Below are 22247 nucleotides of genomic sequence, written 5' to 3'. Positions count from 1 at the left end.
CGGGGGCGACTGCGCTTCAATCGAAGCGCAGCCCGCGTCAGCGATCCCGCCGCCCGAGCAGCCGCAGCCGCAGCGCGTTGAGCTTGATGAACCCCGCCGCGTCGCGCTGGTCGTACGCGCCCTGATCGTCCTCGAAGGTCACGACCTTCTCGCTGTAGAGCGAATAAGGCGATTTGCGGCCGATCACATAGACCCCGCCCTTATAGAGCTTGAGCCGTACCGTTCCGGTGACTTTTTCCTGGCTATGGTCGATCGCCGCCTGGAGCATCTCGCGCTCGGGCGAGAACCAGAAGCCGTTATAGATCAGCTCGGCATAACGCGGCGCGAGCTCGTCCTTCAGGTGCGCGGCGCCGCGGTCGAGCGTCAATTGCTCGATGCCGCGATGCGCGAGGTGATAGATGGTGCCGCCCGGCGTCTCGTACATGCCGCGCGACTTCATGCCGACGAAACGGTTCTCGACCAGGTCGAGCCGGCCGATGCCGTGGCGCTTGCCGAGCTCGTTGAGCTTGGTGAGGAGCGTCGCGGGCGACATGCCCTCACCGTTCAGTGCGACGCCGTCGCCGCGCTCGAAATCGATCGTGATGATCTCGGGCGTGTCGGGCGCATCCTCGGGATTGTCGGTGCGCGAATAGACGTAGTCCGGCACTTCCTCCCACGGATCCTCGAGCACCTTGCCCTCGGACGAGGTGTGGAGAAGGTTGGCGTCGGTCGAGAACGGCGCTTCGCCGCGCTTGTCCTTCGAAACCGGAATCTGGTGCTGTTCGGCGAACTCGATCAACCGGGTGCGGCTGGTCAGGTCCCATTCGCGCCACGGCGCGATCACCTTGATGTCGGGGGCGAGCGCATAATAGCCGAGTTCGAAGCGAACCTGATCGTTGCCCTTGCCGGTGGCGCCATGGCTGACCGCATCGGCATTGACGAGCTTGGCGATCTCGATCTGGCGCTTGGCGATCAGCGGCCGCGCGATCGAGGTGCCGAGCAGGTACAGGCCTTCATAGAGCGCGTTGGCGCGCATCATCGGGAAGACGTAGTCCTTGACGAACTCCTCGCGCAGATCGTCGATGAAGATGTGCTCGGGCTTGACCCCCGCCATCTCTGCCTTCTTGCGCGCCGGCTCGAGCTCCTCGCCCTGGCCGAGGTCGGCGGTGAAGGTCACCACCTCGCACTGATAGGTCTGCTGCAGCCATTTGAGGATGACGCTGGTGTCGAGGCCGCCCGAATAGGCGAGGACAACCCTATTGATACCGGCTTCGCCGGCTGGACGATTGATCTGTTCCGACATGGCGGCTCCGCGAACTGGAATTAGGGGAATCGCGAGCGCGTCTAGGTCCCGGGGGACGGTTCCGCAAGCGGCGGGGGCGTTCCCACGTCCTTGAGCAGCCCCGGCCACCACAAAGCGAGCGCGCCGGCGCGATAGACATAGCTCATGGTCAGCGCGATCCACACGCCGAGCGCGCCCCAGGGGCGCATCGCCAGATCGGTCGCGATATACAAAGCGGTCGACAGGATCGCGGCGTTTCTCAATGCCTTGCCGCGTGTCGCACCGATAAAGATGCCGTCGAGCAGCCAGGCCGGCGCGCCGATCAACGGCTGCAGCGCGGCGAACGGCGCGAGCGCCAGCGCGCGCTCCTGGACCTGCGGGTTGCTAGTCATCAGCTCGACCAGGAAGTGCCCGCCGAAGGCGATCGCCGCGACGAAGACCAGCCCGCTGGCGAACGAGAATTCGCCGGTCAGGCGGATCGCACGGAGGAAATCGCTCCGCGACTTGGCGCCGATCGCCTGGCCGACGCGCGATTCGGCGGTAAAGGCGAAGCCGTCGAGCACATAGGCGGCGAGGCCGACGAATTGCGACAGGACATGGTTGGCGCCGAGTTGGACCGGCCCCAATCGCGCGCCGGCATTGGCGAACCAGCCGAACAGGATCAGCAGCGCGACGGTGCGGACCATGATGTCGGCATTGACCCCGAACAGCCGCTTGAGCGCCGCCGGCTCGAACGCTCGCGCCGCTTCGCCGCGGATCGCGGCGCGGCCGTCGCGCCCCAGCACGACGGCGGCGATGGCAAGTCCGGTCGCCAGCGCGATCCACTCCGCGCTCGACGTCCCCAACCCGACGCCGCGCGCGCCCCAGCCTAAATGCCAGACGAAGATCAAATCGAGCGTGATGTTGGCGGCGTTCATCACGACCTGGAGCAGCAAGGCAGCGCGTGTGCGGCCCAGTCCAAGCAGCCAGCCATTGATCGCGAAACCTGCAAGCGCGGCGGGCGCGCCGAACAGTCGCGCGGCGACGAACCCTTCGGCCACCGCGTCGAGTTCGCCCGATCCCGCGAAGATGCGGAACGCGAGCGGGACGATCACCGCCTGGAGCGCGAGCAGGGCAGCACCGAGTCCGACTCCCAAAGCGATGCCACGAACCAGCAGCGCGCGTACCTCTTGCCCGTCCTTGGCGCCCTCGGCCTGCGCGGTCAGACCGGTCATCCCCATCCGCAGGAAGCCGAAGGTCCAGAACAGGAACGTCACCACGAAACTGCCGAGCGCGACCGCCGCCAGCGCCACAGCGTCACCGGTCCGGCCGATGATCGCGGTGTCGACCAGCCCGACCAGCGGCACGGTGATCTGCCCGATCATGATCGGCCAGGCTTGCGCGACGATCGAACGGCGAGTGATCGCGGAGGCGGTCATGGCCGTGGACCTAATCGGAGGTGCGGCCGGCGTCACGTCGAGATTGGCGAGCGGATGGGCTCAAATCTAATCGTCATGCCGGCCTTGTGCCGGCATCCACCGAGCCGCTTGGCCCAGGGATTGGGGCACGGTGGACCCCGGCACAAGGCCGGGGTGACGGCCGTATTTTGTGGCGCGGCCGGACGCTGCTGCCGGCGCTAAGGCTTCGCCCCGATCTCGCTCACCGACCCGGCGAATTCCTCGAAATCCTTCGCCTCGGTGAAGTCCTTATAGACGCTGGCGAAGCGGATATAGGCGACCGAATCGAGGCCCTTCAGCCCCTCCATCACCATCTGGCCGATCTGCTGCGCGCGGATTTCGGGATCGCCCGATGTTTCGAGCTGACGCTGGATTCCCGATACCAGTTTCTCGATCCGCACCGGGTCGATCGGGCGCTTGCGCGTCGCGACCGAAATCGAGCGCATCAATTTCTCGCGGTCGAACGGTTCGCGGCGGTCGTCGCTCTTGAGCACGACCAGATCGCGCAACTGGATACGCTCGAACGTCGTGAAGCGCGCCGCGCAGCCCTCGCATTGCCGCCGGCGGCGGATCGCCGCGCCGTCCTCGGTCGGGCGCGAATCCTTAACCTGGCTGTCTTCGTGACCGCAAAAGGGGCAGCGCAAAGTCGATCAGTCCTTCTTCGTCAGTCTGTCGAGCGCGGCGGCGCCGGCACCGATCACCGCGCCGCCGATCACGCCAATGCCCGCGACCGGCAATGAAACGATCGCGCCCAGCACCGCGCCGCGCTTCATCGCGCCGCCGACGCCCGGTTCGGGCTCACCGGCGCGCGAGCGGTGGAGCGCGGCGCGGGCGGCTGCGAGCGTTTCGTCCGAAGAACTCATCAAAGTCCCCTTATTTGGCGAACCGGTTATACGCCATGATCCCGGCGCCGATAACCGCGCCCGTCACCATCGAGATCGGCAACACGATCGCCGCGACCGCGCCGACTGCGGCGGCACCCGCGATCTTCTGCGCATCTTCGTTCTTCATGAGCTCGCGCGCGGTCTTTTCGGCCTCGGACGCGCTGTTCATCACGAACGCCTTCGCTTCCTCAAAGGTGCTTGAACCGTCGCCGGTCGCCACACCGCAGGCCGGACAGAATTTTGCGCCGTCGGGCAGGGCCGCGTCGCAATGCGCGCACATCCGCTTCAGATTGTCGTCACTCATCTCTCACGCCTCCGGATAAATCGGGAAACGGTGACATAGCGTATTAACACGGTCACGCACAGCCATTTCGACTTGCGCGTCGCCCTGCTCGCCATTCTTGGCGAGTCCGTCGAGCACGTCGGCGACCATATTGCCGATCTCGCGGAACTCGGCCGGGCCGAATCCGCGGGTGGTGCCGGCCGGCGATCCGACGCGGATGCCGCTGGTCTTGACCGGGGGAAGTGGGTCGTTGGGGATGCCGTTCTTGTTGCAGGTGATGCCGGCGCGCTCGAGCGCCTCATCGGCGTCCTTGCCGGTCACGCCCAGCGGCGTCAGGTCGATGAGCGCGAGATGCGTGTCGGTGCCACCCGAGACCACCGCCGCGCCGCGCTCGGCCAGCGTCGCCGCCAGCACCTTGGCATTCTCGATGATCGCCGCGGCGTAGAGTTTGAAGTCGGGGCGCAGCGCCTCGCCGAACGCGACCGCCTTGGCGGCGATGACGTGCATCAGCGGGCCGCCCTGCAGCCCCGGAAACACCGCCGAGTTGATCTTCTTGGCGATCGCCTCGTCATTGGTGAACACAGCGCCGCCGCGCGGGCCACGCAGGGTCTTGTGCGTCGTGGTGGTGACGACATGGGCGTGGCCGAACGGGGTGGGGTGAGCGCCGCCCGCGACCAGGCCGGCGAAATGCGCCATGTCGACCATGAAGATCGCGCCGACCTCGTCCGCGATCGCGCGGAACTTGGCGAAGTCGATCTGGCGCGGATAGGCCGAGCCGCCGGCGATGATCAATTTGGGTTTATGCTCGCGCGCCTTGGCCGCGACCTCTTCGAAATCGATCAGGTGCGTGGTGGCGTCGACGCCATATTGCACCGCGTTGAACCACTTGCCCGACATGGCCGCCTTGGCGCCGTGGGTCAGGTGGCCACCCGAATCGAGGCTGAGCCCCATGATCGTCTCGCCCGGCTTGACCAAAGCGAGCATCACCGCGCCGTTCGCCTGCGCCCCGGAATGCGGCTGGACGTTGGCGAACTCGCAGCCGAACAGCTCCTTGGCGCGATCGATCGCCAGCTGCTCGACCTCGTCCGACGGGTGACAGCCCTGATAATAGCGCTTGCCGGGATAGCCTTCGGCATATTTGTTGGTGAACACCGACCCCTGCGCTTCGAGCACCGCCTTGGAGACGATATTCTCCGACGCGATCAGCTCGATCTGGTTCTGCTCGCGGGCGAGTTCGTGGCGCACGCCGGCGAACACCGCCGGATCGGCCTCGGCCAGGCCGCGGGTGAAATAGCCGTCGGGCTGGACGTCGTGGAGCGCGGAGGGGTTGGTGCTCATCGATCAGGCTTTCGTTGGATTGGCTGGTATCGGCTGGCCGAGCTTGTCGACCCGGCCCTGGTGGCGGCCCCCGGCAAAGGGAGTGGAAAGAAAGGCGTCGAGGCAGGCGATCGCCATCGCCTCGCCGGTCAGGCGCGCCCCCATCGCGATCGCGTTGGCGTCGTTATGCTCGCGGGCAAGCGCGGCGGATAGCGGCTCCGAGACGAGAGCGCAGCGAACTTTCGGATTGCGATTGACCGCGATCGAGATGCCGATCCCCGATCCGCACAAGGCGACGCCGCGTTCGGCCGCGCCGGAAGCGACGGCATCGGCAAGCTTGTAGCCATAATCGGGATAGTCGACGCTCGTGCCGTCGTGCGGACCCAGATCGTCGACCTCATGCCCGGCCGCACGCAACCATTCCGCAAGCGTCGCCTTGAGCGCGATGGCGGCATGATCGGACGCGATGGCGATGCGCATGAACTGGGCGCGGGTCCTTTGAGCTGTCGTGTGAGACGCCCTTACCGAGCCCGTGCGCGTTACGCTACCCCGAGCTTGGGTTTTATCTTGAGCCAGCCGCGCGCGCGGACCGCGGAAAGGTAGGTATCGCTGACCGGCAATCGCGTGCCGTCGCCGAGCACCAGCCGCCACGCCCGCCCCTCGCGCACCGCGCCGTCCATGCCGGCGGCGGCGATCCAGGCGCCGCGATGGACCTGCTCGCCGTCGATCCCCGCCAGTTCGGCGCGCAGATCGGCGAAGCGCGCCAGCACCAGCAGCGAACGCCCGTCGCCGAGATGGACCCGGCAATAATGGTCCTCCGCCCGCAGGCCGTGCACGTCGGCGAGTTCGCGCACGCCGGCGCGAAACAGGATGCCGGTATCGGCGGGGATTGCCACTTCCCGCCGGCTCGACCGCCGCGCCAGGAACAAGGCGACGAACAAGGTGGCGCTGATCGCTGCGGCTTCGATCCAGGTCCGTGCGGGATCGATCGCCGTCCGGATCCCGAACAGGCGGAGCGCTAGCGGGATTTCGAGCGGCAGCGGCAGGTTGATCACCAATGCCCCGATCATCGCCGCGCGGCGCCAATCGTGCGGGCGCCGCACGCGCCAGCCGAACCAGACGATCCATTTGGCAATGTTCCAGCCGATCAGCAGCGACCAAAAACCGAGCCGCGCCGGATAGGCCATTGCGATCGTCCCGAAGGCGCCGGTGATCGTCGCCAGCACGATCGCCGCGAGCCCGCTGGCCGTCAGCGGTATGAAGCCTGGCAAGGCCGAGACGCGGTTCGCGAAATTGCGTGCGGCATTGGCGAAGCCGCGATTGCGCGGACGCCGCCGCTCGGGCTGATCGGGGGAAAGCGTCGCCATCGCGGCAGACGCTGCCACGAAGCGATGCGGAGGACCATATGCGACGAATCATCCTGGGAGCCTTGGCGCTGATCATGACGGCACCGGCCATCGCGCAACAGGCGGATCCCGCCGTGATCGCCGCGCAGAAGGAGGCCGCGGGCCAGTTCGCCTGGATGGACGGAACCTGGCGCGGCATCGCCACGACGCGCGGCCCGGCCGGCGAGCACAAGGTCACGCATACCGAGCGCATCGGTACGATGCTCGGCGGGACCTTGCGCGTGATCGAAGGGCGATCGTTCAACCCGGATGGATCGATCGGCTTCAACGCCTTTGCGATGATTTCGTACGATCCGGCGAAGAAAGCCTATAATTTCCGCTCCTATGCGCTCGGGCATGGCGGCGACTTCGTCATCACGCCGACCGTCGACGGCTATGTCTGGGAGGTTCCCGCCGGTCCGGCCACGATCCGCTACACCGCGACGCTCAGGGACAAGGTCTGGACCGAGATCGGCGAACGCGTCGTGGCCGGCCAGCCCCCGGCTCGATTCTTCGAGATGCACCTGACCCGCGTCGGGGACACGACTTGGCCCGAGGGCGGGGCGATGACTCCGTGACCGGCTCGCCTTGTCGCACGTCGCGGGGCCGTCATCGAAACGTCACCGGATTGGCCTAGCGCAAGGCGGTCGCGCGGAGTAAGCGCCGCGCACCGCTAGGACACTGCCCCATGGCCACAGCACTCGCACCGCAAAAGAACCGCGCCGTCCAGGATGCGGTCCACCGCCACGACCATCTGACCAAGCAAGGCATCCTCGAACGCGCCTTCACCTTCGCGTTCCGCGGCCTGGTCTATGCCCAGATCTGGGAAGACCCTTCGGTCGACATGGAAGCGCTGGCGATCCAGCCTGACAATCACGTCGTGACGATCGCCTCGGGCGGATGCAACGCGCTCAGCTATCTGACCGCCAATCCGCGCCGGATCACCGCGGTCGATCTCAACACCGCGCATATCGCGCTCAACAAATTGAAGCTCGCGGCGGCGCGCTATCTGCCCGACTACGACGCCTTCCACCGCTTCTTCGCCGAAGCGAACACCAAGGCGAACATCGCGGCATACAAGACCTATATCCGCCCGCATCTCGACGAGCCGACGCGGCATTATTGGGAAAGCCGCGACCTGATCGGCCGCAGGCGGATCGGCGGTTTCGCCAAGGGCCTCTACAAGCGCGGTCTGCTCGGCGGCTTCATCGGCGCGGCGCATATGCTGGCGCGGCTCCACGGGCTCGATCCCAAGGCGATCCTCAAGGCCAATACGATCGAGGAACAGCGCGAGATTTTCGATCGCGAATATGCGCCGTTCTTCGACAAGGCGTTCGTGCGCTGGCTGACCGACCAGCCGGCGTCCTTGTTCGGGCTCGGCATCCCGCCCGCGCAATACGAAGCGCTGGCCGGCGACGCCAAGATGGCGACCGTGCTGCGCGAGCGGCTCGAAAAGCTCGCCTGCGACTTCGACCTCAAGGACAATTATTTCGCCTGGCAGGCGTTCGGACGAGGCTATGGCGAGGGGCCCGAGGCGCCGCTGCCGCCTTATCTCCAGGCTGACAACTACACTGACGTCGTCGACCGGCTCGACCGGATGGAAATCCTCCATTCCAACTATACCGAGTTCCTCAAACGCCAGCCCGACGCTTCGCTCGATCGCTACATCCTGCTCGACGCGCAGGACTGGATGACCGACGAGCAATTGACCGACCTCTGGACCGAAATCACGCGCACGGCGCGGCCAGGATCGCGCGTGTTGTTCCGCACCGCGGGCGAGCCGACCATCCTGCCTGGCCGCGTTCCCGACGCGGTGCTCGGCCGCTGGACCTATCGCGCCGAGGAATCGCTCGATTATACGCGGCGCGATCGCTCCTCGATCTACGGTGGCGTGCATCTCTACGCGCTGGGGGACGCCGCCTGAGCGAGCAGCCGCATGCGGCGCAGATGGACGCGATCTATCGCAGCCAGCGTCACTTTTACGACCTGACCCGCAAATATTACCTGCTGGGACGCGACGCGCTGATCGAGGGCCTCGCGCCACCGCCGGGCGGCAGCGTGCTCGAGGCGGGATGCGGCACCGGGCGCAACCTGATCGTCGCCGCGCGGCGCTGGCCCGATGCGCATTATTATGGCGTCGATATCTCCGAAGCGATGCTCGAGACAGCGCGCGCCAATGTCGCCAAGGCGGGGTTGAGCGATCGCATCACCTTCGCCCAGGGCGATGCCACCGCGTTCGACGCGAAGGCCATGTTCGGTCGCGCCGAGTTCGACCGTGTGTTCCAATCCTATACCTTGTCGATGATCCCCGACTGGACCGGTGCGATTCGCGAGGCGGCGAGCAAGCTTGCGCCTGGCGGACGGCTCGACATCGTCGACTTCGGCCAGCAGGAGCGCCTGCCGCGCTGGTTCCGCGCGATGCTGTTCGCCTGGCTCGGCAAGTTCGACGTCACCCCGCGGGCCGACCTGTTCGAGGTGGTGGACAAGGTCGGGCTGAACGCGCAACACCGCGCGCTCTATCGTGGCTATGCCTGGAGCGCGCGCCTTACTCGTGACTGAGCTTACTGACCTTCATCAGCCGATCATCGTCCTCGTCCGTCCCCAGCTTGGTGAGAATATCGGCAAGGCCGCGCGCGCCATGCTCAATTTCGGACTGACCGAGATGCGCTTGGTGGCACCGCGCGACGGCTGGCCCAATCCGCAAGCGGGGCCCGCCGCCTCGGGCGCGGACGTGGTGCTCGAACGCGCACAGGTGTTCGACAGCGTGGCTGACGCCGTCGCCGATTGCCCGCACGTTTATGCAACCACCGTCCGCAAGCGCGGCGTCACCAAGCCGGTGATGACTCCCGAGGCCGCGGCGCGTGAACTCCATGGCCAGCCCGGCCGTTCGGCGATCCTGTTCGGGCCCGAACGCTCAGGCCTCGAAACCGACGACGTCGCGGTCGCCCGTACGATCGTCACCGTGCCGATCAATCCCGAATTCGGCAGCCTCAACCTCGCCCAGGCGGTGATCCTGGTCGCCTATGAATGGTCGAAGGGCGTGGCGCTCGCGCAGCCTACCGATACTGACCTCCCACTGCCCGCGCCGCAGGAAGAACTCGACGGCATGATCGGCCAGCTCGACGCGATGCTGGAAGGTGCCGGCTTCTATTTCCCACCCGACCGCGTGCCGACGACGAAGCGGACTCTGCGCACGCTTTTGACCAAGCCCGGCTGGTCAAGCCAGGAAATCCGGACATTGCGCGGCGTGTTGTCGGCACTTGCCAATCCGCGTCAGCGAAGCTGACGTTTTTGACTTTCTTCGGCGCGACGGAATCGATACAGCTCCGCGCCAAGTAAAGCCTCTCTCACTTCGGAGTTATACATGCGTTTCAAGATGATGGCAGCTGCGGGGCTTGCGGTGCTGACCATTCCCGCCTTCGCCCAAACCGGCGATACGGCTCCGGCGCCCAAGCCGAAAAAGGAAAAGAAGATCTGCCGACCGCTGGAACCGTTTCCCGGTTCTCACATGATGCGCAGCTCTTGCCACACCAAGGACGAATGGGCGAAAATCGACGGTACCGGCGTCGATCCCAACGCCGAACGGGCTCCCATGCCCGGTGTGCGTTCGGGAGACGGTATCACCTCAGGCAGCGGTGCGTCGGACGCGCACTGACAATTCGTCGCCACCTGCCCGTCGAACGATGAAGGCGCGCTGGATCCGGGCGCTTCGCCGGGCTGGTGATGGGCACGATAGTCGGATAAGCAATCCAAACAGGGAGTTACTGATGCATTTCAAGATGATGGCGTTTGTACCCGCCATGTTGTTCGTTGCGCCTGCGATCGCTCAGACCGCCACCGACGCAGCAGTGCCGGCACCCGTCAAGGAAAAGAAGATCTGCCGTCGCGACGGCCCGGCCACCGGGTCGATCCTGGGTGGCCACGTGACGTGCCATACCAAGGCAGACTGGAACCGGATCGATTCAGACAATTCGCGCCTCGCCAACGACGCCATGCAGCGCTCGCAGACGCTCCAGAATAACGGCCAGGCGGTCCGGCAGTAAAGCCGGGGCCGGGTGCCAAGGCTTGACTCTGGCGGACGCCTCTGCGAGAGGCGCGCCCTTCGCAAACGGCCCCGCACTTCCGGTGAAGCGGTGGCCCTGCCGATCTCCTGATCTCAGCAGAGCGATGACCGGAATTAGCGCCGCCTTCGGGCGGCGTCGTTGTTGGCAATTGCAAAGGAATATTTATGTCGAAGCGCTCCAGCGCCAAGCACAAGCTCGACCGCCGGATGGGCGAGAACATCTGGGGTCGTCCCAAGTCCCCGGTGAACAAGCGCGAATATGGCCCCGGCCAGCACGGCCAGCGCCGCAAGGGCAAGATGTCGGACTTCGGCATCCAGCTGCGCGCCAAGCAGAAGCTCAAGGGCTATTACGGCGACGTCACCGAGAAGCAGTTCCGGCATTGCTACCAGGAGGCCGCCCGGATGAAGGGCGATACCTCGCAGAACCTGATCGGCCTGCTCGAACAGCGCCTCGACATGATCGTCTATCGCGCCAAGTTCGCCCCGACGATCTTCGCCGCCCGCCAGCTGGTCAGCCATGGTCACATCCGCGTCAACGGCGTGAAGTGCAACATCGCGTCGCGCCGCTGTTTCGTCGGTGACGAGATCACGCTGGGCAGCAAGGCCAAGGACATGGCGCTGGTGATGGAAGCGCAGCAGCTCGCCGAGCGCGACATCCCCGATTACGTCTCGCCGGACGGCAATGCCAAGGTGACCTTCACCCGCGTGCCGACTCTGGACGAAGTGCCCTATCCGGTGAAGATGGAACCGAACCTGGTGGTCGAGTTCTATTCGCGCTGATGACACGGATCGGCGTGAGCTGATCCGGACGACATCGTCGATATACGAAAGGGCGGTCCCTATGGGGCCGCCCTTTTGCGTTGACGGATAAACATTCTAAAGACGCCTGAAGCTCCGCCGTGAGGTTGAGAGCACGACCGACACCTGCTGGCATCGCGAAACGGACGAACCTCGCCGGCACTGGGGAAATGTGATCGATATCCTGCAACGATACCCGAATGTCGCGGACGAGCCGCTCGCGATGGCGATGTTGTGCCAGACGCTCAAGACGAAGGGGCTGGCCGGCGATGCTTATGCGCTCGGCCTGGCCGCGGTGGCGGCGGCGCCCGGCAATACCGACGTGCGCGACCTGGTCCGCGCGGCGCTCTCCGCGGGCGTACCGCATTGGCATGCGCCAATGCTGCGCGACGCCCCCCGCAACGCTTGTTATTCCCAGGCGATCGCCCGGCTGGTGACCCCGGGAATGCGGGTATTGGAGATTGGTACGGGGGCCGGGCTGCTGTCGTTGCTCGCCGCCCGCGCCGGCGCGCAGGTCATCACCTGCGAAGCCAATCCGGTGATCGCGGCGGCGGCACGCGAGATCGCGCAACGCAATGGCCTGGCCGATCGCATCACCGTCATTTCCAAATATTCGACCGAGTTGGAAATCGGGCAGGATATGGCGGAGCCCGCCGACCTGCTGATGTCCGAATTGTTCGACGACGCGCTGTTTGGCGATGACATCGTCCAGGTCATGGCCGATGCACGCGGGCGGCTGATCCGGCCCGACGCGCCGATCCTGCCACCGCGCGCCGAATTGCGGTGCGCGCTCGTCGCGCTGGACCACCCCGCGGAATGGCCGCTCGGCATGGTGGAAGGTTTCGACATGTCGCCCTTCAACCTGCTTGCCGCCCCCTCTCCGGCCGTGTTGCGCGTGCGCAGCGATGGAGCCACCCGACGGTCGCCGCCCACCAGCCTGCTCGCCATGGACTTTGAGGCACCCACGTTCGGGCCGACTCAAGAGACTGCAGTGCTGATCTCCGATGGCGGCGTGATCCACGGCGTAGCGCAGTGGCTGCGGGTCGATTTCGGCGCAGACGTCATGTTCGAAAACAGCCCGTTCGACGAGTCGCGGTCGCATTGGGGTGCGCCGATCCATCCGCTGTCCGAACCGATCGAGACCGTCGCGGGCGAAGCGATCGAGGTGACCGCGCGACTGGTGTCGGCGCAACTGCTGATCAGCGCGCGGCGCGCCTGATCTCCCCGGCCCTACAACCCCATCGCGCTGCGCAGGAAAGCATCGGCCTTGCCAAGCATCGTCGTGCGCGCCGTATCGTCGTCGAGCTGATGGTCGAGCCCCTTGAACTCGACGAATTCGACCTTGCCGCCCGCGCTCTTGATCTTGCCGGCCATCAATCGCGACTCGCCGATCCCGACATTGGTGTCGATGTCGCCGTGGAACAGCAGCACCGGCGCCTTGATCTTGCCCGCGTTTCGCGCTGGCGATCCCTCGGTAACCCACGGACCGTGGCCGATCAGGGCGTCCACCTGCAGGAAATTGGTGAAGTTGCGTGACTCATTGCGCAACGCATCGAGGTCGGTGACCGGTGCGATCGCGACGATCGCCTTGAACAGATCGGGGTCGAGCACCGACGATTGCAACGCAGCATAGCCGCCATAGGACCAGCCGACGATCGCCAGTTTCCGGGGATCGGCGATACCCGATTTCGCCAGCCAGCGCCCGGCGTCGTTGACGTCGCCGATCGACGTCCGCCACGACTGGAACCCGTTCTTCTCGTACCAGGCGTCGCCATAACCAGTCGATCCGCGGAAATTGGGCTGGATCACCGCATAACCGCGCGCCGCGAAATATTGAGCGAGCCAGTCGAACCCCCATTCGTCGCGCGCGCCAGGGCCGCCATGCGGCATCACGATTGCGGGCAAGTTCTTGCCGTCGCTGCCCGCCGGTAGAGTCAGATAGGCGGGAATGCTGGCGCCGTCCGCTGCCTGATAGGTGACCGACTTCACCGTCGCCAGCTTGAAGCCCTCAAGATCAGGCCGCGACGGCAGAACTTGCGCCATCGAGCGCGTCTTCTTGTCGAACACGTAATAGCATCCAGGGTCGAGATCGCTGTAAGCGAACAGCAACAATTTGCTCTCGTCGGCGCTGGCATCGATGAAAGTGACGATCTTGCCCGGCAACGCCTTGCCCAGCGCGGTGCGCAACGTCTTTAGCGCCGGATCGAAGAACTCGGCCTCGCGACGATCGGTGACATAAGTGGCGCCGACCACGCGATTCTGCCGACCCACTTCGATCAGATCGTCGATATCGACGTCCGGCCGCGATAGAATTGGCTTCTTCGCCAAGCTACCGTCGAGTGCGATGCTGTAGAGCGCGGTGCGCCCATCCTGATTTTCGAATCCATAGGCCACATTGAGTGCGGGATCGACGGCATATGGCAGGAAGCCAATGCTTTGGCCGGCGACGATCGTCACTGTCGTCAGCGGCTTCCACGCGCGGCTGTCGGCGGTCCGATAGGAATAGATGATCTTGCCCGAATCATATCCCGAGCCGGTTTTCGGCTGAACGCCCATCACCCGGACGTTCCCCCGACCGTCACTGATATAGTCGACCGCGCCCTCGCGCGCCGGCTCAACCTGCTTGCGCGACAGTGACGCCGTATCGATCAACTCGACCCCCAGCCCTTCCTGGCTCTCGGCGATATGCGTGCCGGTCGACGATTCCGGAACGAACAGCCGCGTCATCAACGCTGATCCGTTACCCCCGGCGCCCCAATCGATCAGCGAGCCACCATTCTGCATCAGCCCCAGCGAGCGGTCAGTGGTCCGCGCGCTCAGCAGCTTGAGGTTCTTGCCGTCCGAATCGACCGCGATGATCCGGGAAAAGCCCAATCGATCGCCGTCGATGTTGGTGGTGATCAGAATGCGACAGATCAGCCGCGTGTCGGTCGACCAATGGCAATCGGCCAGCTTGTCCGGATTCCCGGACGAGTTGGCGATGGCCTTCAGCTCGCCTCCCTTGACCAGGTCGCCGATCATCAGCGCTGAGCCCCGGCCTTTGGTGGGCTGGATGATCGCCACCTTGGTGCCGTCCGGCGACAGGCTGATCTGCCGCACGGCTTCACGCGCGCCGAACGCGGCGGCCAGATCGTTGGCAGGCTTGACGGGTGCATCCTGCGCCGCCGCCGCCACTGCGAGGGACATCAGGCCCAATGTCGCCGCCACGCTCAATTTATGCATAAGGCCCCCAAATACTTGATGTGGCGATGAATAACCGCGACGCCCGACTTCGCAAGGGAAGGAGCGATAGGCGTCAGTCTTTTGCCCCATCTTGAACCAATTAGTTCCGCCGAACGCGCTACATCGAGCCTTTGCTCTCCGACCTTCGGCGACATGTCCGGCTTGCGCCCTTCGCGGGCCGCTGCCAGACAGCGGCCCATTCCAACCGAAAGGTCGCCGATGCGCCGTCTCGTCCTGTCCCTTGCCGTGCTGGCCGCGGCACCCGCATTTGCCCAGTCGAGCGCGCCCGCCATTTCGGTCGATACGCTCAAGGACGTCACCAAAACGCTGTCCTCCGATGCGTTCGAGGGACGCGCGCCGACCACGCCCGCCGAGGACAGGACCGTCGCCTATATGGTCGAGCGGATGAAGGCGGCGGGGCTGAAGCCCGGCAATAACGGCAGCTGGTTCCAGGACGTGCCGATGGTCCAGCTGACCGCCGAGAACATGACGCCGATGACCTTCACCGGCGGCAAGGCGCCGGTCAGCCTGGTCTATCGCGACGATATGGTGGTCTCGACGTATCGCGTGACGCCGAAGGTCGACATCCGCAATTCGGACGTCGTCTTCGTCGGTTATGGCATCAACGCCCCCGAAAAGGGCTGGAACGATTATGCCGGCATCAATGCGAAGGGCAAGACCGTGGTCGTGCTGGTCAACGACCCCGACTGGCAGGCCCCGAACAATCAGGGCCTCTTCGAAGGCAAGGCAATGACCTATTACGGCCGCTGGACCTACAAATACGAAGAGGCCGCGCGCCAAGGCGCCGCCGCCGTCATCATCGTCCACGATACCGACCCTGCCGCCTACGGCTGGGGCGTGGTGCGGTCGAGCTGGTCGGGCGCGCAGCTCGAGCTCGACGAAAAGGGCGATCATATGGACCAGAGCCAGGCGATCGGCTGGATGCAGCTCGCCAAGGCGAAGCAAGTCTTCGCCAGCGCGGGCAAGGATTTCGACCAGCTCCAGGCCGCCGCCAAGGTCAAGGGCTTCAAGGCCGTCCCGCTCGGGATCAAATTCTCGGTCGCGTTCACCAATAGTATCAAGCGCCAGGCGTCGAAGAACGTCATCGGCATCCTGCCGGGGACCGAGAGGCCCGACGAGACAATGGTCTATTCGGCGCATTGGGACCATCTCGGCCACTGCACCCCGGTCAAGGACGACGGCATCTGCAACGGCGCGCTCGACAACGCCTCGGGTTCGGCCGGACTGATCGCGCTGGCGGAAGCTCAGGCCAAGGCTGGGCCGGCCAAGCGGACGATGGTGTTCCTGTCGGTCACTGCCGAGGAATCGGGGCTGCTCGGGTCCAAATATTATGCCGAACACCCGATCTTCCCGCTCGCCAAGACGGTCGGCGGGGTCAACATGGACGTCTTGAACGTGAATGGGCCGGCCAAGGATTTCGTCGTTACCGGTTACGGCAAGTCCGAACTCGAGGATCTGATGAAGCCGCTGGTGGAGGCTCAAGGTCGGGTGATGAAGCCCGAGCCCAATCCCGAACGTGGTGGCTATTTCCGCTCGGACCATTTCAGCTTCGCCAAATTGGGCGTGCCGATGTTCGACGGCGGTTCGGGCGAGGATTTGGTCGATGGCGGCGTCGCCAAGGGCCATGCCGCGACGCTCGACTATATCGAGAACCGCTATCACAAGCCGCAGGACGAATATGACCCCAATTGGAACTGGGCGGGCGCGGTGCGGGATCTGACGCTTTATTACCAACTCGGGCGCCAGCTGGCCGATACGTCGGCCTGGCCGAATTGGTACAAGACCGCAGAATTCCGTGCGATCCGCGACCGATCCCGTGCCGGGGGGCGTGCCGTCCAATGACCAGGATTGCCCCTCCACGGCCCGAATGGGCGCCGCACAAGGCTGTGTGGATCGGATTTCCGAGCCACCCCGAATTGTGGGAACTCGATCTCGAACCCGCGCGTGACGAGGTAACCGCCTTCGCGCGCGCCGTTCATGCCGACGGCAAGGGCGAACAGGTGCTGCTGGTCGTCGCCGACGAAGAAGCCGCTACCGCCGCGCGTCGCCGCGCCAGCGATATCGCCAAGATTGTCGTCCAGCCATTCGGCGACATCTGGTTACGCGACACCGGGCCGATCATCCGCGGCGACGGCATAGCGGCCGATTTCCAGTTCAACGGCTGGGGCGGTAAATATGATCTGCCCGGCGACGACGATATCGGCACGCGGCTAGCCGAGGCGCGCGGCAAGACGGTCGCGAGCTTCAATTGGGTGCTCGAAGGCGGCGCGATCGACGGCGATGGCGAGGGGCTGGTGGTGACCACCGAGCAGTGCCTGCTCAATCGCAATCGCAACGGGTCGATGTCGCGGGCCGAGATCGAGGAATTGCTCCATCGCGACCTCGGCTTCAACGAGGTGCTGTGGCTCGGCGATGGATTGCTCAACGATCATACCGACGGGCATGTCGACAATCTGGCGCGCTTCGTCGGCACGCGGCGGCTGGCGATTCCCGAAGCGAGCGAGAACGACCCCAATTGGCAAGTCTATCAACGCGCCACTGCGCGCGCGCTTCAGCATGGCGATATCGAGGTGGTGCCGGTGCCGTCCCCCGGCCGCGTGCTGCGCGACGACGAGATCATCCCGGCCAGCTACATGAACTTCTATATCGGCAATGCCAGTGTGGTGGTGCCGATCTACGGGACCGAGAATGACGACGCTGCGGTCGCGGCGATCGGCGCGCTGTTCCCGGGGCGCAAGACCGTCGGCCTGCGCGCCGATCACATCCTGACCGGCGGCGGCAGCTTCCACTGTATCTCGCAGCAGATTCCGGTTTGAGATCAGGCGATGTCCCTTGTCGTCGCCGCGCTCCTCGTCTTGCCCGCTACCGGTTTCGGAGCGCCCTATACGCCCGCACGGATCGTCGCCGCGCCCGAACGGAAGGGGTGTTACGTCCGTTATCGGTTGTCCACCAATGACCCGATCGCAAGTGTCGTCGCTTTCTATCGTTCCGAGGCGACGCGGGCGGGGGTCCGCTGTTAGGCGATACCAAGGCGAAGTTTACCGATTTTCGAGATGTGACATTCGTCGCGGAGCCCAAATTCCTGACTGTCGCAATCGATCGGGAAAATGCTCGCACGAACATCTTTGTGAGCTACAAGATCGGCAACGGCCCCACCTGCTCCACGCGCTAGGCTTTTAGGTCCATCGCTCGGTCCATCGCGGAGGCGCAAGGACGGCACGCGTGCCAGGCAGAGGGGTCCGGTTGGACCATTCTATTGCAGCGTCACCCGGTCCTCGCCGTCGTGACGACCGAAGAATTGCATCAGCTGGACGATCAGTTCGGACCGCGCCGCCAGGTCGGGGGCCTCGAGCAATGCCTGTTTCGCTGCGGCGTCGAACGGTGCGATCTGTGCGATGCCATTGACCAACGCCTCGTCGTCGAGCCGCGCCACCGAGTCCCAGTCGACCGCATAGCCCTGCGCGTCGGCGAACCGCCGCGATTCGGTTTCCAGCGCCGCTCGATGCCCCAAGGACAATGTCTCGGATTCGTGCGGCAGCGGGATCAACTCGGCCTCGATTTGACGGAAGGGCGTCGTCACCTCCAACTCGCGCGCGACGCGGAACAGCGCCGTTCCCTCGAGCACGATATTGTAGCGGCCGTCGTCGAGCGCTTCGACTTCGGCGATGCGGCCGACGCAACCCAAGTCGAACAGCGGCGGAGGCTCGCCGTCACCGCGCGGCTGGATCATCCCGATGCGGCGGTCGCGCGCCATCGCGTCCGACACCATCGCGCAATAGCGCGGCTCGAAGATGTGCAGCGGCAGATGCATCCGCGGAAACAACAACGCTCCCGCCAGTGGGAAGATCGAGAGCCGCGTCGTCGTCACGTGAACAGGCCAATCATGTGAACAAAATCGCCGACAGCCGACGGCGTTGCGCCGACACCCAGGGATCCTCCAGCCCGACGACCTCGAGCAGCTTCAGGAATTGCGTGCGTGCGGCGCCATCATTCCAGGCGCGGTCCTTGGCGACGATCGCCAGGAACGAATCGGCGGCGGCATCGCGTTGCCCCGCGGCCATCTGCGCATTGGCCAAGTCGAATCGCGCCTGAAGGTTGTCGGGATCGGCCTCCGCTGCAGCCACCAGCGGCGCCAAGTCCTCGGCGGGCGGCGCCGAGCGCGCGAGATCCAGCGCGGCGCGGGCGCGATCGATCTCCGCTCCCTTGGCAGCGTCTTCGGGCAAGCCGGCGAGCACCGCCTCAGCATCGTCCAGCCGGCCCAGCGCGACCAGCGCGCGGACGCGGCCCGACACCACTTCGGGATGGTCGGCCGCAATATCGGCGATCTGCTCGAAATAGGACAGAGCGCGCTCCGCATCGCCGTCCTGCAATATCTGCTCGGCGGCGGCGACCAATGGCTCGATCTCGGCCTCCTGCTGCGCCTCGGCGCTCTCGACCGGCAATTGGCGAAGCACCTGGTCGAGCATCGCCTTGAGCTGCGATTCGGTCCGCGCGCTCGTCAGGTCGGCGATCAACTGACCCTGGAACATCGCATAGACGGTCGGGATCGACTTGATCTGGAATTGCGCGGCGATGAACTGGTTCTTGTCGGTATCGACCTTGGCCAGCACCACGCCCTTGTCGGCGTAATCGGCGGCGACCTTCTCCAGCACCGGGGTCAGCGCCTTGCACGGCCCACACCATTCGGCCCAGAAGTCGATGATCACCAGCTTGCTCATCGAGGGTTCGACCACGTCCCGGCGGAACGCTTCGACGGCTTCCTTCTGGTCCGGGGTCATTCCAAGCGTAGCCAAGTCTCTTCTCCGTCAGCGGCAAAGGCCCTTATGTGGGCGCGGCGCCTGCGAAGCCAAGGCTTTTTGATCGCGCTGCATCGGGGGGTTGCAGACCCGCGGGAGCGCTGCTAATGGCCCCGCTCCTTACCCGCCCGTGGCTTCACGGGCCGGCGCCAGAGCGGGCGTAGCTCAGGGGTAGAGCACAACCTTGCCAAGGTTGGGGTCGAGGGTTCGAATCCCTTCGCCCGCTCCAGTTTCGCAGCGATTTAGCTGCGCTAAATCGTGATCGGCGAAACTTCGGCCGGCGCCGCTTGCGGCGACCGACGAGTTGCGGGGTAAGAGATGCCCCGCATCTCTTAGGCAATGCCGGGGGCGTTGCCGGCCCCGCAACTGGTTTCGCCACGCCGGAATCCTCGAGTCTTTTGTTGGCGCTCCGCCCTGCCGGGCTACGCGCATGTTCGAATCCCTTCGCCCGCTCCAGTTCGCTACCGCAAATTAGCGGCAGCTAATCTGCGAAATCGCAGCGAACCGGCCGGCATGGCGTAGCCATGACCGACGACGCGGCTTTGCCGCGTCGGAACCCACGTTTTTCAGCACCCTGCCTCTACACACGCTGCGCTGACACGAAAAAAGCCGCCGAAACGCGTCCGGCGGTTTTTTCCTAGCTACGCTCGATCAATCAGGCGGAGACGAACTCGACCTTGCCGTTGCCGCGCAGATGGCGGCCGAACGCGTCGCGCAGGGTCTTGATGTCGGCGACGTGCGCCTCGCGACCCGCGAGCGCGGCGATGCCAGTATAAGTGGCCGGCAAATCGGGCACGATCGCCAGCTTGCCCGCGCGGGCATGGTCATGCGCCAGCGCACGCGCGCCGGCATCGAAACCGTTCTCGCCATGCAGCACCACCACCACGTCGAGGTTGGAGGCGTTGCGCGGTGCAACGAAATAACCGTCGATGATGCGGCCGCCGCGCAGCGCGTAGCGGCCCTTGAATGTCTTCAGCCCGTCATTCGACCCGGCGGCATGCGCCACCGGGGTCAAGGCCGGTGCCACCATCCCCGCGGCAGCGGCGACGGCCATCCGGCTCATCACGCCGCGACGGCTGACCGAATTGGTGTGCGAAACGCCCATGTCGAAACCCCCTAATGTCCTATTTACCGATACGCTAATCTGCCCTCGACGCCAATACAACCGATATGAATGCTTCGCGAATGGCGACTTTTCCCAGTTATTGGGCATCGGGCAGCAGTAAGTGTGCCGTCGACGGACAATTACGCTACACGACAGCTCGCCAACCAACGTGTCAATACGGCGAAACAAATGCCTTAGATCCACCCAACATGTTGATTGTCTTTGGAAAAGGTCTCGGCGCAATGCGCTCCGACATCCGATTGCCGCCGCCCGGAGCTGGGCTGCAACCCTATCGAAGGAATGGCTGAAGCGGCGGAAAGCGTTGTCTGTTCATCGACAAACGTAGCCGCGTCCCCCGTCGTCGCTGCACGCAAGCCAAACTCCCTTCCGCGACCGCCGCAAGTGGAAACGAAAGGTGCGATCCTGGGCGTAGTCCGTGTGCGCGATGTATTTGATCGTCAGCACCGAGGATGGCGGGTGCCCGCGCACCACTCGCGTAACCGTCAACCGCGCGGTGATCTGGGCATCCATGGAAAATTCGTCGAGCGACTCGTAGTTCAGGCCTTTGACTCGTCCGAAGACGACGAGATCGTCGGCTCTGATGACCGAGTCGCGAGCGGCGCCAACGACTGGCGGGAAGGCCGTCGCCATGGCGAACGAGCAGAGTGCCAAACCAAATCTCACGCGCCGCAGCCTAGGCCCAATCAAAATGTCCGCCTACCTCGCCAGCACGACCTCGGCGACATGGCGGCGGCCGCCGGTCCGCGCCAGCTGGACGAAGACGTCGACCGTGCTGCGGACATAATGATGCACGTCCTCGCGCCCCAGCCGGGTGCCGGTCTGCAGCACCAGCAAGGCGATCTGCTCGATCGCCCGCTCGGCGCTGTCGGCATGAACCGTGGTCATCGATCCGGGATGCCCGGTATTGACCGCCCGCAGGAAGGTATAGGCTTCGGGTCCGCGCAACTCGCCGACGATGATCCGATCCGGGCGCATGCGCAAAGACGCGGCGAGCAGGCTGTCGGCAATGACCTGCGCCTCGCCCAATGCGCTGCGCGCGGCGAGCAGGCCCACCGCATTCGCGTGACCGAGATGGAGTTCGGGCGTGTCCTCGATCAGGATCAGCCGCTCGTGCGGCGGAATCTCGCGAATCAACGCGTTGAGGAACGTCGTCTTGCCGGTCGAGGTGCCCCCCGACACCAGGATGTTCTTGCGCGCCTTCACCGCGGTGGCAAGCATCCCCGCGACATCACCGGCGTCCAACAACCGCGACAATTCCACGTCGATCGGCGAGCGTTCACCGACATCGCCGCGCCTGGTCTCCGCGAACGATCCCGCCGCGACATAATCCGACAGGCTGAGATCGGGCGAGACGTGCTTGCGAATCGCCAGCGCCAGGTCGCCACGCGTCGCCGGGGGTGCCACGACCTGGACGCGCGCACCGTCGGGCAAGGTCGCCGACAGCAAGGGGTGCTCACGACTGATGCCTTGATGCGACAGCGCCGCGATCTGGCGCGACAGCCGGTCGAGCGTTGCGCGGTCGAGCGCCGGTGCCTCGTGCCGCTCGGTCGCGCCGCCCAAGGTCTCGACCCAGATCTCGCCCGGCCGGTTGACGTAGATGTCGGTGACGTCGTCGCGCGCCAGCATCCCGCCCAACGGGGCGAGATAGCTCTTCA

General features: G+C 65.1%; 24 protein-coding genes and 1 tRNA gene. 11 read left to right on the top strand and 14 right to left on the bottom strand.

The features are described from left to right. Nucleotides 1–37 precede the first annotated feature (37 nt). From SMA01S_RS10410 to SMA01S_RS10375, 8 genes are all read right to left on the bottom strand, one after another. Nucleotides 38–1282, bottom strand: coding sequence for an argininosuccinate synthase (locus SMA01S_RS10410; protein WP_066821235.1), 1245 nt, complete (start codon nucleotides 1280–1282; stop codon nucleotides 38–40). Between the two features lie 41 nt (nucleotides 1283–1323). Continuing rightward, a complete protein-coding gene (locus SMA01S_RS10405) occupies nucleotides 1324–2679 on the bottom strand; it encodes an MATE family efflux transporter (RefSeq protein WP_066821233.1) in 1356 nt (451 codons plus the stop codon). Between the two features lie 197 nt (nucleotides 2680–2876). Beyond that, a complete protein-coding gene (nrdR, locus tag SMA01S_RS10400) occupies nucleotides 2877–3341 on the bottom strand; it encodes a transcriptional regulator NrdR (RefSeq protein WP_066588043.1) in 465 nt (154 codons plus the stop codon). A gap of 6 nt (nucleotides 3342–3347) precedes the next feature. Then, nucleotides 3348–3560 (bottom strand): hypothetical protein, encoded by a 213-nt coding sequence (locus tag SMA01S_RS10395; protein WP_066821230.1) that lies wholly within the window; start codon nucleotides 3558–3560, stop codon nucleotides 3348–3350. Nucleotides 3561–3570: 10 nt separating this feature from the next. Further along, nucleotides 3571–3885 (bottom strand): zinc ribbon domain-containing protein, encoded by a 315-nt coding sequence (locus SMA01S_RS10390; protein ID WP_066821227.1) that lies wholly within the window; start codon nucleotides 3883–3885, stop codon nucleotides 3571–3573. A gap of 3 nt (nucleotides 3886–3888) precedes the next feature. Beyond that, nucleotides 3889–5202 (bottom strand): serine hydroxymethyltransferase, encoded by a 1314-nt coding sequence (gene glyA / locus SMA01S_RS10385; protein WP_066821225.1) that lies wholly within the window; start codon nucleotides 5200–5202, stop codon nucleotides 3889–3891. 3 nt (nucleotides 5203–5205) lie between these two features. Beyond that, entirely contained in the window at nucleotides 5206–5661 is a 456-nt protein-coding gene (rpiB, locus tag SMA01S_RS10380; RefSeq protein ID WP_066821223.1) for a ribose 5-phosphate isomerase B, read from the bottom strand. Between the two features lie 59 nt (nucleotides 5662–5720). Next, entirely contained in the window at nucleotides 5721–6548 is an 828-nt protein-coding gene (locus tag SMA01S_RS10375; protein WP_066821219.1) for a LytTR family DNA-binding domain-containing protein, read from the bottom strand. A 38-nt stretch (nucleotides 6549–6586) separates the two neighbouring features. Here SMA01S_RS10375 and SMA01S_RS10370 point away from each other — a divergent pair, with 38 nt between their 5' ends. The 8 genes from SMA01S_RS10370 to SMA01S_RS10335 all read left to right on the top strand — a co-directional run bounded on the left by SMA01S_RS10370 (nucleotide 6587) and on the right by SMA01S_RS10335 (nucleotide 12646). Then, nucleotides 6587–7144, top strand: coding sequence for a hypothetical protein (locus tag SMA01S_RS10370; protein ID WP_066821217.1), 558 nt, complete (start codon nucleotides 6587–6589; stop codon nucleotides 7142–7144). 110 nt (nucleotides 7145–7254) lie between these two features. Continuing rightward, nucleotides 7255–8490 (top strand): BtaA family protein, encoded by a 1236-nt coding sequence (locus SMA01S_RS10365; protein WP_066821214.1) that lies wholly within the window; start codon nucleotides 7255–7257, stop codon nucleotides 8488–8490. 23 nt (nucleotides 8491–8513) lie between these two features. Continuing rightward, a complete protein-coding gene (locus SMA01S_RS10360; protein ID WP_066821211.1) occupies nucleotides 8514–9125 on the top strand; it encodes a class I SAM-dependent methyltransferase in 612 nt (203 codons plus the stop codon). Further along, nucleotides 9118–9852 (top strand): RNA methyltransferase, encoded by a 735-nt coding sequence (locus tag SMA01S_RS10355; RefSeq protein WP_281179181.1) that lies wholly within the window; start codon nucleotides 9118–9120, stop codon nucleotides 9850–9852. Before SMA01S_RS10360 ends, SMA01S_RS10355 begins: the two co-directional genes overlap by 8 nt. Nucleotides 9853–9930: 78 nt before the next feature. Next, entirely contained in the window at nucleotides 9931–10221 is a 291-nt protein-coding gene (locus SMA01S_RS10350) for a hypothetical protein (RefSeq protein ID WP_066821205.1), read from the top strand. Between the two features lie 112 nt (nucleotides 10222–10333). Next, the gene (locus tag SMA01S_RS10345; RefSeq protein WP_066821202.1) at nucleotides 10334–10609 is read left to right on the top strand and encodes a hypothetical protein; all 276 of its coding nucleotides are present in this window, start codon (nucleotides 10334–10336) and stop codon (nucleotides 10607–10609) included. Between the two features lie 185 nt (nucleotides 10610–10794). After that, the gene (rpsD, locus tag SMA01S_RS10340) at nucleotides 10795–11409 is read left to right on the top strand and encodes a 30S ribosomal protein S4 (protein ID WP_066821199.1); all 615 of its coding nucleotides are present in this window, start codon (nucleotides 10795–10797) and stop codon (nucleotides 11407–11409) included. A 190-nt stretch (nucleotides 11410–11599) separates the two neighbouring features. Further along, nucleotides 11600–12646: a class I SAM-dependent methyltransferase gene (locus tag SMA01S_RS10335; RefSeq protein WP_066821196.1), complete on the top strand. Its 1047-nt coding sequence runs from the start codon at nucleotides 11600–11602 to the stop codon at nucleotides 12644–12646. An 11-nt stretch (nucleotides 12647–12657) separates the two neighbouring features. Here SMA01S_RS10335 and SMA01S_RS10330 read toward each other — a convergent pair whose 3' ends face one another. After that, nucleotides 12658–14649: an alpha/beta hydrolase family protein gene (locus SMA01S_RS10330; RefSeq protein WP_066821193.1), complete on the bottom strand. Its 1992-nt coding sequence runs from the start codon at nucleotides 14647–14649 to the stop codon at nucleotides 12658–12660. A 219-nt stretch (nucleotides 14650–14868) separates the two neighbouring features. Between SMA01S_RS10330 and SMA01S_RS10325 the strand changes: the two genes are divergently transcribed. Both SMA01S_RS10325 and SMA01S_RS10320 read left to right on the top strand, forming a co-directional pair. Continuing rightward, entirely contained in the window at nucleotides 14869–16512 is a 1644-nt protein-coding gene (locus SMA01S_RS10325) for a M28 family metallopeptidase (RefSeq protein WP_066821190.1), read from the top strand. Beyond that, nucleotides 16509–17486: an agmatine deiminase family protein gene (locus tag SMA01S_RS10320; RefSeq protein WP_066821187.1), complete on the top strand. Its 978-nt coding sequence runs from the start codon at nucleotides 16509–16511 to the stop codon at nucleotides 17484–17486. The genes SMA01S_RS10325 and SMA01S_RS10320 overlap by 4 nt, the downstream gene beginning before the upstream one ends. Before the next feature lie 437 nt (nucleotides 17487–17923). Here SMA01S_RS10320 and SMA01S_RS10310 read toward each other — a convergent pair whose 3' ends face one another. Further along, nucleotides 17924–18538: an LON peptidase substrate-binding domain-containing protein gene (locus tag SMA01S_RS10310; protein WP_066821181.1), complete on the bottom strand. Its 615-nt coding sequence runs from the start codon at nucleotides 18536–18538 to the stop codon at nucleotides 17924–17926. 13 nt (nucleotides 18539–18551) lie between these two features. Next, complete coding sequence (locus SMA01S_RS10305; protein WP_066821178.1) at nucleotides 18552–19448, bottom strand: tetratricopeptide repeat protein; 897 nt, start codon at nucleotides 19446–19448, stop codon at nucleotides 18552–18554. Between the two features lie 172 nt (nucleotides 19449–19620). Here SMA01S_RS10305 and SMA01S_RS10300 point away from each other — a divergent pair. Next, nucleotides 19621–19695 (top strand) — tRNA-Gly (locus tag SMA01S_RS10300). A 426-nt stretch (nucleotides 19696–20121) separates the two neighbouring features. Here the strand turns inward: SMA01S_RS10300 and SMA01S_RS10295 are convergent. The 3 genes from SMA01S_RS10295 to virB11 all read right to left on the bottom strand — a co-directional run bounded on the left by SMA01S_RS10295 (nucleotide 20122) and on the right by virB11 (nucleotide 22218). Continuing rightward, nucleotides 20122–20571, bottom strand: a complete 450-nt coding sequence (locus tag SMA01S_RS10295; RefSeq protein WP_066821174.1) for a dienelactone hydrolase family protein — start codon at nucleotides 20569–20571, stop codon at nucleotides 20122–20124. 330 nt (nucleotides 20572–20901) lie between these two features. Then, the gene (locus tag SMA01S_RS10290) at nucleotides 20902–21222 is read right to left on the bottom strand and encodes a hypothetical protein (RefSeq protein ID WP_066821172.1); all 321 of its coding nucleotides are present in this window, start codon (nucleotides 21220–21222) and stop codon (nucleotides 20902–20904) included. 66 nt (nucleotides 21223–21288) lie between these two features. Then, nucleotides 21289–22218 carry a P-type DNA transfer ATPase VirB11 gene (virB11, locus tag SMA01S_RS10285; RefSeq protein ID WP_066821170.1) on the bottom strand — a complete coding sequence of 310 codons (930 nt, stop codon included), beginning with the start codon at nucleotides 22216–22218 and terminating at the stop codon, nucleotides 21289–21291. Between the last annotated feature and the right edge of the window lie 29 nt (nucleotides 22219–22247).

Origin of the sequence: Sphingomonas mali NBRC 15500, from assembly GCF_001598415.1 — a bacterium.
Taxonomy (GTDB): Bacteria; Pseudomonadota; Alphaproteobacteria; order Sphingomonadales; family Sphingomonadaceae; genus Sphingomonas; species Sphingomonas mali.
Note: the sequence above shows the minus strand (reverse complement) of the source record. Positions and strands in the feature narration are given on the sequence as shown.

Coding starts and splice junctions, on each gene's coding strand:
- SMA01S_RS10410 (WP_066821235.1), bottom strand. CDS start 1,282: ATGTCGGAACAGATCAATCGTCCAGCCGGCGAAGCCGGTATCAATAGG.
- SMA01S_RS10405 (WP_066821233.1), bottom strand. CDS start 2,679: ATGACCGCCTCCGCGATCACTCGCCGTTCGATCGTCGCGCAAGCCTGG.
- SMA01S_RS10395 (WP_066821230.1), bottom strand. CDS start 3,560: ATGAGTTCTTCGGACGAAACGCTCGCAGCCGCCCGCGCCGCGCTCCAC.
- SMA01S_RS10390 (WP_066821227.1), bottom strand. CDS start 3,885: ATGAGTGACGACAATCTGAAGCGGATGTGCGCGCATTGCGACGCGGCC.
- glyA (WP_066821225.1), bottom strand. CDS start 5,202: ATGAGCACCAACCCCTCCGCGCTCCACGACGTCCAGCCCGACGGCTAT.
- rpiB (WP_066821223.1), bottom strand. CDS start 5,661: ATGCGCATCGCCATCGCGTCCGATCATGCCGCCATCGCGCTCAAGGCG.
- SMA01S_RS10375 (WP_066821219.1), bottom strand. CDS start 6,548: ATGGCGACGCTTTCCCCCGATCAGCCCGAGCGGCGGCGTCCGCGCAAT.
- SMA01S_RS10370 (WP_066821217.1), top strand. CDS start 6,587: ATGCGACGAATCATCCTGGGAGCCTTGGCGCTGATCATGACGGCACCG.
- SMA01S_RS10365 (WP_066821214.1), top strand. CDS start 7,255: ATGGCCACAGCACTCGCACCGCAAAAGAACCGCGCCGTCCAGGATGCG.
- SMA01S_RS10360 (WP_066821211.1), top strand. CDS start 8,514: ATGGACGCGATCTATCGCAGCCAGCGTCACTTTTACGACCTGACCCGC.
- SMA01S_RS10350 (WP_066821205.1), top strand. CDS start 9,931: ATGCGTTTCAAGATGATGGCAGCTGCGGGGCTTGCGGTGCTGACCATT.
- SMA01S_RS10345 (WP_066821202.1), top strand. CDS start 10,334: ATGCATTTCAAGATGATGGCGTTTGTACCCGCCATGTTGTTCGTTGCG.
- rpsD (WP_066821199.1), top strand. CDS start 10,795: ATGTCGAAGCGCTCCAGCGCCAAGCACAAGCTCGACCGCCGGATGGGC.
- SMA01S_RS10330 (WP_066821193.1), bottom strand. CDS start 14,649: ATGCATAAATTGAGCGTGGCGGCGACATTGGGCCTGATGTCCCTCGCA.
- SMA01S_RS10325 (WP_066821190.1), top strand. CDS start 14,869: ATGCGCCGTCTCGTCCTGTCCCTTGCCGTGCTGGCCGCGGCACCCGCA.
- SMA01S_RS10320 (WP_066821187.1), top strand. CDS start 16,509: ATGACCAGGATTGCCCCTCCACGGCCCGAATGGGCGCCGCACAAGGCT.
- SMA01S_RS10305 (WP_066821178.1), bottom strand. CDS start 19,448: ATGACCCCGGACCAGAAGGAAGCCGTCGAAGCGTTCCGCCGGGACGTG.
- SMA01S_RS10295 (WP_066821174.1), bottom strand. CDS start 20,571: ATGGGCGTTTCGCACACCAATTCGGTCAGCCGTCGCGGCGTGATGAGC.
- SMA01S_RS10290 (WP_066821172.1), bottom strand. CDS start 21,222: ATGGCGACGGCCTTCCCGCCAGTCGTTGGCGCCGCTCGCGACTCGGTC.
- virB11 (WP_066821170.1), bottom strand. CDS start 22,218: ATGCTGGCGCGCGACGACGTCACCGACATCTACGTCAACCGGCCGGGC.